The 11,417-nt window shown below is 68.5% G+C and carries 10 protein-coding genes and 1 pseudogene; 6 read left to right on the top strand and 5 right to left on the bottom strand.

All coding sequences use genetic code 11. From position 1 onward, the window contains the following. From RJ05_RS11475 to RJ05_RS11465, 3 genes and pseudogenes are all read right to left on the bottom strand, one after another. Positions 1-503, bottom strand: a 503-nt coding sequence (locus tag RJ05_RS11475) for a phosphatase PAP2 family protein (protein ID WP_156090819.1), incomplete at its 3' end; no start/stop codon positions are given. Positions 504-849: 346 nt separating this feature from the next. After that, positions 850-3,033, bottom strand: a pseudogene (locus RJ05_RS11470) (MMPL family transporter); the annotation flags it as partial. 207 nt (positions 3,034-3,240) lie between these two features. Then, positions 3,241-4,710, bottom strand: a complete 1,470-nt coding sequence (locus tag RJ05_RS11465; protein WP_373365057.1) for a condensation domain-containing protein — start codon at positions 4,708-4,710, stop codon at positions 3,241-3,243. 144 nt (positions 4,711-4,854) lie between these two features. Here RJ05_RS11465 and RJ05_RS11460 point away from each other — a divergent pair, with 144 nt between their 5' ends. The 6 genes from RJ05_RS11460 (at position 4,855) to ligD (ending at position 9,569) form a co-directional block, all read left to right on the top strand. Further along, positions 4,855-5,499, top strand: coding sequence for a TetR/AcrR family transcriptional regulator (locus RJ05_RS11460; RefSeq protein WP_051016440.1), 645 nt, complete (start codon positions 4,855-4,857; stop codon positions 5,497-5,499). A gap of 63 nt (positions 5,500-5,562) precedes the next feature. Beyond that, positions 5,563-5,790: an NfeD C-terminal domain-containing protein gene (locus RJ05_RS11455; protein ID WP_036536674.1), complete on the top strand. Its 228-nt coding sequence runs from the start codon at positions 5,563-5,565 to the stop codon at positions 5,788-5,790. Positions 5,791-5,815: 25 nt separating this feature from the next. Then, the gene (locus RJ05_RS11450; protein ID WP_036536669.1) at positions 5,816-6,916 is read left to right on the top strand and encodes an SPFH domain-containing protein; all 1,101 of its coding nucleotides are present in this window, start codon (positions 5,816-5,818) and stop codon (positions 6,914-6,916) included. Between the two features lie 34 nt (positions 6,917-6,950). Beyond that, positions 6,951-7,349 carry a cold shock domain-containing protein gene (locus RJ05_RS11445; RefSeq protein ID WP_036536666.1) on the top strand — a complete coding sequence of 133 codons (399 nt, stop codon included), beginning with the start codon at positions 6,951-6,953 and terminating at the stop codon, positions 7,347-7,349. Positions 7,350-7,485: 136 nt separating this feature from the next. Continuing rightward, positions 7,486-8,571 carry an ATP-dependent DNA ligase gene (locus RJ05_RS11440; protein WP_211357601.1) on the top strand — a complete coding sequence of 362 codons (1,086 nt, stop codon included), beginning with the start codon at positions 7,486-7,488 and terminating at the stop codon, positions 8,569-8,571. Next, a complete protein-coding gene (gene ligD / locus RJ05_RS11435) occupies positions 8,568-9,569 on the top strand; it encodes a non-homologous end-joining DNA ligase (RefSeq protein WP_036536664.1) in 1,002 nt (333 codons plus the stop codon). Before RJ05_RS11440 ends, ligD begins: the two co-directional genes overlap by 4 nt. 5 nt (positions 9,570-9,574) lie before the next feature. Here the strand turns inward: ligD and RJ05_RS11430 are convergent, their stop codons facing one another. Together RJ05_RS11430 and RJ05_RS11425 are read right to left on the bottom strand one after the other, a co-directional pair. Further along, positions 9,575-10,192: a cysteine hydrolase family protein gene (locus RJ05_RS11430; protein WP_036536662.1), complete on the bottom strand. Its 618-nt coding sequence runs from the start codon at positions 10,190-10,192 to the stop codon at positions 9,575-9,577. A gap of 80 nt (positions 10,193-10,272) precedes the next feature. After that, entirely contained in the window at positions 10,273-11,265 is a 993-nt protein-coding gene (locus tag RJ05_RS11425; RefSeq protein WP_036536659.1) for a GlxA family transcriptional regulator, read from the bottom strand. Between the last annotated feature and the right edge of the window lie 152 nt (positions 11,266-11,417).

The following is an 11,417-nucleotide window of genomic DNA, read 5'->3' as shown; positions in this document are numbered from 1 at the left end:
ACCAGCAGCAGCCCTTTGCCGTCGGGCAACGGTGTGGTGGCTTCGGTGGGCCCCATCGTGGCCGGTTCCCCGGCACGCACCGCCCACCAGCGCCGGGTGGCCAGCGCCAGCGCCGACCCGAGCATCGCGCCCGCGACCACATCGGAGGGCCAGTGCACCCCGATGTGCACGCGGGAGTAGCCGACGGCCACCGCCACCGGCGCCACCGCGACGGCGGCGCGGCGATCTTCGAGCGCGACGCCGGTGACGAACGCCGCCGCCGACGCCGAATGCCCGGACGGGAACGACGACGAGTAGGGCGGTTTGACGGGCCTGCGCACGAACGGCACCGACGCGTCCGGCGGCCTGCGCCGCGGGAACATCGGCTTGGCGATGCCGTTGGCGATACCGCTGGCCAGCCCGACCGACAGCACCCCGCGCACCGCGGCCCGGCGCTGTGCCCGGTCACCCGCCAGGTACATCGCCGCGGCGGTGGCCACCCACAGCAGGTTGCGGTCGGCCATCCGGCTCAGTTTGCGCAACGCCCGGTCCGCCGGTGTGGGTCGCAAGTCGGCACTACGCGCTATCAGCCACCGATCCACCGCACTCACTGCTTACCTCGCTTCTCGCCGGGCCACCGGGCACGGCCACGGCATTGTCGGAGTCTAGCCATCCGGCTCGCGCCGCGCCCGGTCCCGGCCGGGAACCAGATCCCGCGTGCGCCGAGTTCCGCTGGGTACCAACATGATCGGCGGCCACGTTCCGCGCATGCCATCGACATCGTCGACCCAGGGCCGCTCAGTGTGTGGGCCTGCGATCATCAGCGGGAGCGAGTGCGACCATGCGCACGGTTCGACCGCCTCAGCCCTGGCCGATGGGTGTCGGTGTCGGTGGTTCGTCGGCGAGCAACGGCTCGCCCAATCCGATGCGGTGTTGCAGTCGTTTCATCCATTCCGGCGCCCACCAGCACCTGTCGCCGAGCAGCGTCATCGTGGCAGGCACCAGCATCATCCGCAGCACGGTGGCGTCGATGATCAGGGCGGCGATCATGCCGAAGGCGATGTACTGCATCATCACCAGGTCGGAGAAGGCGAAGGCGCCGGTCACCACCAGCAGGATCAAGGCAGCGGCGGTGATGATGCGCCCGGTGTGCGCGGTGCCGGTGCGCACCGCCTCCTCGGTGGAGGCGCCCTTCGCGCGGGCTTCCACCATGCGCGACAACAGGAACACCTCGTAGTCGGTCGACAGCCCGTAGATGATGGCGATGATCAGCACCAGGATGTTGGCCTGGATGGGCTGCGGGGTGAAATTCAGCAGGCCCGCACCGTGCCCGTCGAGGAAGATCCAGGTGAGGATGCCGAGGGTGGAGCCGAGGCCAAGCGCGCTCATCAAGGCCGCCTTGATCGGCAGCACGAGTGAACCGAACGTCAAGAACATCAGCATGGTGGTCACCAGCAGCACCAGGACGATCATGAACGGGATCCGCACCAGCAACGCGTCGATGCTGTCTTTCTGAATCGCGGGTACCCCGCCGACCAGCATGGTCACCCCGTCGGGCCGGTCCAGGTCCCGCAGATACTCGATAGTCTCGCCCGCTTCGGCGGAGTCGACGAGGGTGGCCTTGGTGCGGTACACGTCGCCCTGCACCGTCGAGCGCGACGGAATCTCGAAATCGCCCGCGAGTCCCGGTGCGGTGTTCGCCTGATGCCACAGATCGCCCACCGCGGTGCTGTTGTCGGAGACGACGATCAATTCCAGCGGATCCGATTTCCGGACCGGGAACAGCGAGTCGATCCGCTCCTGGGCGATGCGGGTCGGATCGTCCGGCGGCAGATAGCGTTCGCTGAACCCGCCGAAGACGAGGTTGCGCATGGGCAGGATCAACAGCAGCAACCCGACGCACAAGGTGATGCTGATCTTGCGCGGATGCCGCATCACCCAGGCGGTGCTGCGCGCCCAGAACCCGTGCTCGACCTCCTCGGCGGACCTGGTGCGGCGGAACCGTTCGAAGCCCAGCAGGTCCACCCGTGCTCCGAGCACCGCGAGCATCGCCGGTAGCAGCGTGATCGAGGCCAGCGCCGCCAGCGAGACCGTCGCGATGGCGCCGTAGGCCATCGATTTCAGGAATCCCTGCGGGAACAGCAACATACCGCCGAGGCTGGCGATGATCATCGTCGCCGAGAACACCACGGTGCGCCCGGCCGTCAGCACCGATCGCCGCACCGCGGTCGGCGTGTCATGGCCTGCGGCCAGTTCCTCGCGGAACCGGCTCACCACGAACAGGCCGTAGTCGATCGCCAGCCCGATGCCGATCATCGAAACCACCGGGGAGACGAAGGTATTCACGTCGGTGACCATGGTCAGCAGCCGCAGGATGCCGTAGGCGCCGAAGACGGTGAGCCCGCCGACGATCAACGGCAACGCCGCGGCCACCACCCCGCCGAAGATGAAGAACAGCAGCACCGCCACGGCCGGGATGGCCAGCATCTCGAGCCGCCGGGTGTCGTGGGCGACGGTATCGTTCAAGGTCCCCGCGACCGCCTGTAGGCCGCCCACCTGCACCTCGATGCCAGGAATCGCGAAGGCGTGCTTGACCTTCCGATAGTTCTGCACCATCTCGGTGTCGGTCTCGCCGCGGATGGCGATCGCGGCGACGGCGTGCGCGCGGTCGTCGGTGGCGGCCTGCGGACCGCTGAGTTTGCCGGTCTCGGTCGGCCAATAGGCGGCGTTGATGCCGAGGATCTCGTCGGGGTATTCGCGGGGCAGGCGGTTGAGGTTGTCCACCACACGATCGCGGACGTGCGGATCGTCGACGGTGCTGCCGTCAGGGGCGGTATAGAGGACGACCACGTCGACGTCGTGATTGCGGCCGAATGCCCGGTCCGACAATCGGGCCGCCACCGCGGATTCCGAGGTCGGATCATCCAATCCGCCCGAGGTGAGATGCGCGTCGAGACCGGTGCCGACGGCGCCGAGCCCGAGCATCGCCGCGCCCACCACGACGATGACGACGAACCGCAGCCGGTACACCAGCTCCCCCCAGCGGGTGAACATCACTCGGCCCCGGGGAGGTCGGCGCACACCCGGGCACGCTCGCGACACTGTCGTCGATCCGATCGGACCAGCACGCCGATTGCCAAGGGGCCGGTGCCTTTCCGCTTGTACCCGCACTGTTGGACGTCATCCAACGTACCGGCCGGAACCGACGAGACGTTACGATTGTGAAATCTCTCAATTTCAAATATGGGCCGCACCCGCAGATCACACAGCGTCGACGAGGGCACGGATCGGGCCGCGATAACCCGCCGCCAGAGCGCGCACCACCGCGTCGAACCTCGCGACGAACGATTCGGCGGTCGCTGGATCGAACAGCGCGGCCGGATAGCGGAACACGCCATCCACACCGGCCGGGGCGCCCGCGTCGTCGTAGCGTTCGACCAGCCCGAACTCCAGATCATGTTTGGCACGCGGGGCCCCGACCGGTACGTCGATGACGGTGGGTGTCTGCGCACCTGCCGCCGCCGGCGCCGCTGCCGCGCGCTCCAGAATCAGGGTGGCCTGGAACAACGGAGTCCGCGCGTCCTCCAGCAGGCACCGTTTCAGCCGCGGGTTCGGTGTGTCCGGATGGGCGAACGCGGCCAGCGCCACCCGGCGGACCTGATCGATGAGTTCGTCCACATCGCCCACCCGGTCCAGGCGAATCCGCAGCAGCACGTCGTCGGCGAAGTTGCCGACCAGATCGTCGAGCAGCCGGTGATCGCGCCCGCTCACCGCGGTCGCCACGGTGACGTCGTCGCTGCGCCCGAACCAGCCGACACAGACCGCGAACGCCGCCTGCAACAGCATGAGCAGGCTCACCCGTCCGCGCTGGGCGCGTTCGAGCAAGGCCGCGTGCACCGGCGGTGCGAACGCCACCGCCACGGTCGCGCCGTCGCCCGGCGGTACCGCCGGCCGGGGCCGGTCATAGGGAAAGTGCAGCATCGCGGGGCGCCCGGCCAGGGTATTGGCCCAGTAGCGCAGCTGCTGGGTGGCCCGGCTCCACTCATCGGCGAAATCACCGAGCAGGGCGTGCTTCCACAGCGTGTAATCGGCGTAATCGACCGGCAGCGGCGGCAACGCCGGAGCGCGGCCACCTGCGCGGGCGGTGTAGGCGGCACCGAGATCGCGCAGCAGCGGAGCGACCGAGCGGCCGTCGATGCTGATGTGATGGGCGACCAGCAGCAGCACCACATCGTCGTCGCCCACCAGCAGCACCCGCGCCCGCAGCGGCAGCTGCACCGCGAGGTCGAATTCGCGACCGGCCAGTTCGGCCAGCCGGGCGGCCAGCTCGGCTTCCGGCACCGGGCACACCCGGATATCCGGTTCGGCCTCGGCCATCGGGACCACGATCTGCGCGGGCCCGTGTTCGGTGGCCGGGTAGCGGGTGCGCAGCGGCTCGTGCCGGGCGATGACGTCACCGAGCGCGGCGACCAGGGCGGCGACGTCGATCGAGGCGCCACGAATGCGGACCGCCCGCGCCACGTTCCAGTCCGCCGAGCGGCCCGCGCGCGCCGCATGCCACATTCGCTCCTGCGCGGGAGCCAAGGGCACAAACGCCGGACGTGGACGACGCATCAACACCGGTGGGCGCGCCGGTGCCGCCACCGACCGCCCCGGCCGCAGTACCGGTATCGGACCCGTACCCGGTCTGTCGCTCGAGTTTCTCGACCCGACCCTCGTAGCGGAGTCCACCACCTGCACCTCACCAACACGCTCGATCTCGCGGGAAAGGTATCCGGGTGGAGTTAACCGGCAGTTACCGATGGATGAAGCGGCCGGGTCGGTGATCGGGCGGGCCGGCCGACCCGTGCCGCGACCGGCACTAGGGTGGTAACGGTGCAGACAGGCCAGGAATCAGACCACCCGCACGCGGATCCACTCGCCGGACCTCGGATCTGGGGCGGGACCACCCTCACCGAGCGCAAGCAGGTGCGGCGGGCGGCGCTGCTGGAGGCCGCGCTGGATCTGATCGGCGAATCCGGAGCAGCCGGGGTCACCATGCGGGCGGTGTGCCGCCGGGCCAACCTCACCGATCGCTACTTCTACGAGAGCTTCGCCAGCCGTGACGAACTGCTCGACGTGCTCTACCGGCACGTCGCCGAGGAATTCCTGGAACCGATGACGGCCTTCGCGGTGGCCGACGATCCGTCCAGGGACCGTGCCCTGTCGGAGGTGCTGGTCGACAAGGTGCTCGAGGATCCGCGCAAGTCCCGGCTGTTCCTGGTGGAGCCGTACTCCAGTACCGGCCTCGGCCAGACCACCATCGCGGTGATGCCCGCGTTCACCCGGCTCATCCAGGACCATTTGTTCTCCCATATCGACGACCCGGTGCGGCGTCGGCTGGCAGCGGTCACCATGGCCAGCGGCAACGCGGGCATGTTCTCGGCCTGGCTCAACGGGTCCCTGCGCGCCGACCGCGACGAGATCGTCGACCATCTCGTCGCGATGATCACCGCTTATCGCGGGCTGTATCAGCACTGACTCCGCGACGAGGTGCCTCATCGGTGAGCGCCCGATCGTAAGGTGGCCGCAGGAGGTTGGAAGTTGACCGATGCGGTGGTGGGTTCTACGGGTACGCTGATGTCGCCGATCCGGGGGGCCGGGATGCTGGGAGAGGTCCTGGTCGCCGTCCGAGGGGGAACCGAGCTCTACATCGCGCGCGCCACCGAGCCGATCGCAGCCGGGGCGACCGTGCTGATCATCGCTGTCGACTCCGGCCGCATCGCCGAGGTGGTGCCGTGGGTTCCGCTCGTGCCGGATCCGCTGGACTGATGTCGAAACAGCAAGGGAGACAGACGTGCTCGGCTACCATGTGCCCGATCCGGACGAGGCGATGCTGGTCAGCGGCGCCAAGAGCAAGGACAACACGCCGTTCAAGGTGATCATCGGCCGCGGCGCCTGGGTGGTGCCGTTCTTCCGTAAGGTCCGGTATCTGTCGCTGGCCATGTTCGAAGCCGAGATCAAGGAGCGCTGCGAAACCAAGCAGGCGATCCAGCTCGACGTGCGGGCGGTCATCGCGTTCAAGGTCGCCAACGACACGCCCTCGATCGTCAATGCCGCGCAACGGTTCCTGTCCGAGCAGGAACGTGAGATGTCGATGCTGACCGGGCGCATCTTCTCCGGTCATCTGCGCTCCATCGTCGGCTCCATGACCGTGGAGGAGATCATCCGGGAGCGTCAGCGCCTGGCCGACGAGGTGCTGGTGGCGTCGAAGGTCGAAATGAGCAATATCGGGCTGTGGGTCGACTCGTTCCAGATCATGTCCATCGATGACGGCAACCTCGGCTACATCTCCGCGCTCGCGGCCCCGCACAACGCGGCCGTGCAGCGCGACGCGCAGATCGCGCAGTCGCAGGCCGCGCAGCGTTCGGCCGAGGCCGAGCAGGAATCGTTGCGCCGCCAAGCCGAATACGAGCGTGAGACCGCGCTGCTCAAGGCGCAGTACCAGCGCGATATAGACAAGGCGCAGGCCGAGGCGGCCGCGGCCGGACCGCTGGCGCAGGCACTGGCCCAGCAAGAGGTGCTCATCGCCAAAGCCGAACAGGCACGCAAGGAAGCCGAATTGCGCGAGCAGCAGTTGCAGGCCGAGGTGGTCAAGCCGGCCGCGGCCGAGGCCGAGCGGGTGCGCATCCTCGCCGAGGCCGAGGCGGACCGCACCAGGATCCAGGCCGAGGCCGCCGCGTCCAACAACCGGATCGCGCTGGACCAGTTGCTCATCGAGCAGTTGCCCGAGATCGTGCGCCAGGCCTCGCACGGGCTGTCCAACGCCAACCTCACCGTGCTCAACGGGCCCGACGGGGTCAGCGAATTGGTCAACGGGATGGTCGGTCAGGGGCTGACGGTGTTCTCTTCGCTGCAAAAGGCGCTTTCCTCCAACGATGGAGAAAATGCGGGCTAAAGTGGCCCGGTAGCGTCGGCGACGAGGAGCGGGTGTGGTGGCCATCGGGAAATTGGTGTCGTTCGACAGCTCGCGCGGATTCGGTTTCATTCGTCCCGAAGACGGTGGTCCGGATGTTTTCGTGCACGTCAACGACATCGGTCTCGACGAGGACGAATTGCGCCAGGGCCGGGTGTTCGAATTCGAGATCACCGAGGGCGACCGCGGGCCCAAGGCGGTCAATCTGGCCGCCGCCGGCGGCGCGGTCGGCCCCGCTCCTCGGGTCCGCAGCAAAGACCGGGCGGGGGTGGTGGTGTTGACCCCGGCCGAGCACACCCGCCTGGTCACCGAGCTGTTGCTGGATGCGAGTCCGGCCCTCACCGCCGGTGAGATCATCACCATCCGCGAACGACTCACCGCCTTCGCCGCCGAACACGGCTGGCTCGACGACTGACCCGGCCGGGCGTGCCCGACCGGCACGCTCGCAGATCCCGCACGCTGTCGGTACCGCCGCATACGATCGCCACACCGATGAATCATCGTCGGTCGCGACGTCGACATCGGTGAGGACCGACTCCGAGGAGGATCGCGTGGACCTACCGGTGATGCCACCCGTGCGGCCGATGCTCGCCAAATCCGCCCCAGCGGTGCCGCGGGAACCCGGGCTCAGTTATGAACCCAAATGGGATGGATTCCGGTGCATCGTGTTCCGCGACGGCGCCGAGATCGAACTCGGCTCCCGCAATGACCGTCCGCTGACCAGGTATTTCCCCGAGGTCGCCGAGCTGCTGAAGGACGCGCTGCCGCCGCGGTGCGTGATCGACGGCGAGATCGTCATCGTCACCGAGGGCGGCCTCGACTTCGACACCCTGCAACTGCGGCTGCACCCCGCGGCCTCGCGGGTGGCCAAACTCGCCGCGGAAACGCCCGCCAGTTTCGTCGCCTTCGACCTGCTCGCGCTCGGTGACGACGATCTGACCGGCGAGCCGTTCCGGGAACGCCGGCGTCTGCTCGAGACCATCCTCGATACCGAACTCTCGCGGGTGCATCTGACGCCCATCACCTCCGACCCCGACGTCGCCGAGGACTGGTTCACCCGCTTCGAGGGCGCCGGCTTCGACGGGGTGATGGTCAAGGCCGACGATCAGCGGTATCAGCAGGACAAGCGGGTGATGCTCAAGGTCAAACACGAGCGCACCGCCGATTGCGTCGTCGCCGGATTCCGCTGGCACAAGGACGGCGAAGGCGTCGGTTCGCTGCTGCTCGGGCTCTACGACGACGAGGGCAACCTGCATCACGTCGGGGTCGCGAGCAGCTTCACCGCCGCCAGGCGCAAACAGCTCGTCGGCGAACTCGCGCCGTGGCGCGAGAACGCGCTGGACGATCATCCCTGGCGCAACTGGGCCGACGCGGCGGCCCAGGCATCGGCCGAAGGCAAGATGCCGGGCGGGATGAGCCGTTGGAGCGCTGGCAAGGATCTGTCCTGGGAGGCGTTGCGGCCCGAACTCGTGGCCGAGGTCCGCTATGAGCATGTGCAGTCGGGCCGGTTCCGCCACGGCGGCAGACTGGTCCGGTTCCGCAGCGACCGCACCCCCGAATCGTGTACCTACGCTCAGCTCGACGAGGTCGCTCCGGCTGAGCTGGCCGCCATCTTCGGTTCCGAGGTGGCGCGATGAGCAGCTCGGTCGAGATCGAGGTCGACGGCCGCAGCCTCACCATCTCCAACCCCGACAAGGTGTATTTCAGCAAGCGCGGGGAAACGAAACTCGATCTGGTGCACTACTACCAGGCCGTGGCCGAATCACTGCTCGGCGTCATCGGGAACCGGCCGCTGCTGCTGGAACGCTATCCCGACGGCGCCTCGGGCAAGTCCTGGTTCCAGAAGCGGGTACCGAAGTCGGCGCCGGACTGGTTGCACACGGTCGAGGTGTCCACCCCCAACGGCACCACCAGCGACGCGCTGGTCGCCCACGATCTGGCCCACATCCTGTGGGCGGTGAACCAGGGCTGCCTCGGCTTCCACGTGTGGCCCAACCACGTCGACGATCTGCGCATCGCCGACGAATTGCGGGTGGACCTCGACCCCTCCCCCGGCATCGGCTTCGACGACCTACGGGAGGCGGCCGTGCGCACCCGCGAACTGTGCACCGAACTCGGTATCGACGCGCGGGTCAAGACCTCCGGATCCCGCGGACTGCACCTATATGTGGCACTGGAACCGCGCTGGGACGGTTATCAGGTGCGTGCGGCGGCGGTCGCGCTCGCCCGTGAGCTGGAGCGACGCCATCCCGATCGGATCACCGCGCACTGGTGGAAGGAAGAGCGCGGCAGCCGCGTCTTCGTCGATTACAACCAGAACGCCCCGCACAAAACGGTTTTCGGCGCCTGGTGCGTGCGGCCCAAGGTGGGCGCGCAGGTGTCGACGCCGATCTCCTGGGACGATCTGGAGACGGTGGTTCCGGAGGAGCTGACCATCGCCACCGTCCCGGCTCGGCTGGCCGAACGCGGCGATCCGTGGGCCGACCGGCCGCCGCAGTCGATCGAACCGCTGCTGGAGATGTCGGAGCGGGATATGGCCTCGGGTCTGATGGACGCGCCGTGGCCGCCGCAGTATCCGAAGATGCCCAACGAGCCACCGCGCGTCCAGCCGAGCCGAGCCAAGAAGGCCGACTGAGGCGGTCAGTCCGGCAGAGCGTCCACGGTCGGGACGACGAGGCCGAACAAATCGGTGACGGTGGTCAGTGCGGCGGTGTGCAGGGTGGCCGCGGGCACGACCGTACCGTCGGGGCCGGCCAGTGCGCGGGTGGCGCTGGCTTCGGCGATGACGGTCGGCCGGTAGCCGAGGTTGAACGCGCCCTGCGCGGTGTGGCCGACGCACATGTGCGTCATGAACCCGGCCAGCACCAGATCGCCGCCCGGCTCGACACCCGAATCGCGCAGGGTCTGTTCCAGTTCGGTGGCGTGGAAGGAGTTGGGGAACTGTTTGACCACGACCGGCTCGCCGTCGATGGGGGCGACTTCGGCACTGATGGCGCCGATCTCGGCCCGGATGTCGTACGGGGTGCCTTCGCCGCCGTCGTTGATGATGTGCACGACGGGGATCCCGGCATCGCGTGCACGTTCCAGAAGTCGCGCACCGGCCGCGAGCGCCGGCTCGGCACCCTCCAACGCCATCACACCGGTCCGGTAGGTGTTCTGGTAATCGATCATGATCAGGGCGCAGTCGCGCAATCGTGGTGCCGAATCGTCCAATCCGACGACGGTGCGCAGGGAATCCGAGGCCTGGGTGATGGTCATGTAGCAACCTTTCGACGTGATGTGGGCATGACGACGTTCCTCCCGGCACGAACGCCGAGGGAGGTGTGGGGCCGGAGGGCTCAGGCCGTCCGGGTGCGGAAGCGGCGGCGGTAGGCCGCCGGGGTGGTGCCGAGCTGACGTTTGAAGGCCCTGTGCAAGGTCTCCACCGAGCCGAGTCCGGAGCTCGCGGCGATCTGGTCGAGGGAGTGGTCGGTGGTTTCGAGTAGTCGTCGCGCGACTTCCACCCTGGTCGCCTCGACGTAGGCGCTGGGGCCGAGACCCATCTCGGTGGTGAAGACCCGGACGAAATGGCGTTCACTCAACCGCATTCGCGCGGCGAGCACCTCGGTGGTCAGGTCCTCGTCGAAATGCTCGGCGATCCACAGCCGGAGCTGGTCGATATCGCGGCGGGCCGGCGCGGGACGGCTCAGCGGCACCGAGAACTGGCTCTGCCCGCCCTGCCGTTTCAGGTACATGACCAGCTGACGCGCGACGGCCAGGGCTGTCTGCTCGCCGAGATCCTCCGCGACCAGGGCCAGCGCCAGGTCCAGGCAGGCGCTGATGCCCGCGCCGGTCCACAGCCTGCCCCGGTCGGTGCGCACGAAGATCGGATCGGGATCGACGGTGACTTCGGGATGGCGGGCGGCGAGCTGGGCCGCGGTCGACCAGTGCGTGGTGGCCGTCTTGCCGTCGAGCAGCCCGGCCGCGGCCAGCAGATGCGCGCCGACACAGACCGAGGCCACCCGCCCGGCTCGCGGGGCGGTCTCGCGCAGCCACGCCACCACGTCGGTGTCGATGCGGGCGAGCGGACCGCCGTCGGTCATCTCGACCGCGCCGGGGACCAGCAGGGTATCGACGCGGCCGTCGACCTGGTCGAAGGTCAGATCCGGCAGTACCCGCACCCCGGCCGAGGTGGTCACCGGGCCGGGCGCCGGAGCCGCGAGCCGAACCCGGTAGCCGGCGCGGCCCGCGGTCTCCCGGTTGGCCAACGCGAAGACTTCGGCCGGACCGGTGACATCGAGGAGGTCGACCTCGGGGAAGACCGCGATGACGACGTGGTGGGAACTGGGCACGCACCTATCCTCACCCGCGGCCCCGATGACGGCAATGACGATTGTCTGTCACATTCGGACATCGCGGCGCCGGCGTTCCGGTGCGCTCAGGCGGTCCAGAGCACCCGCTCAGGCGGTCCAGAGCACCCAGGTCGCGCTGCGGCCCTGGCCTT

Origin of the sequence: Nocardia cyriacigeorgica NBRC 100375, from assembly GCF_000308555.1 — a bacterium.
In the GTDB taxonomy this organism is placed as follows: domain Bacteria; phylum Actinomycetota; class Actinomycetes; order Mycobacteriales; family Mycobacteriaceae; genus Nocardia; species Nocardia cyriacigeorgica.
The sequence above is the reverse complement of the archived record's forward strand: the minus strand, read 5'-3'. Positions and strand labels throughout refer to the sequence as shown.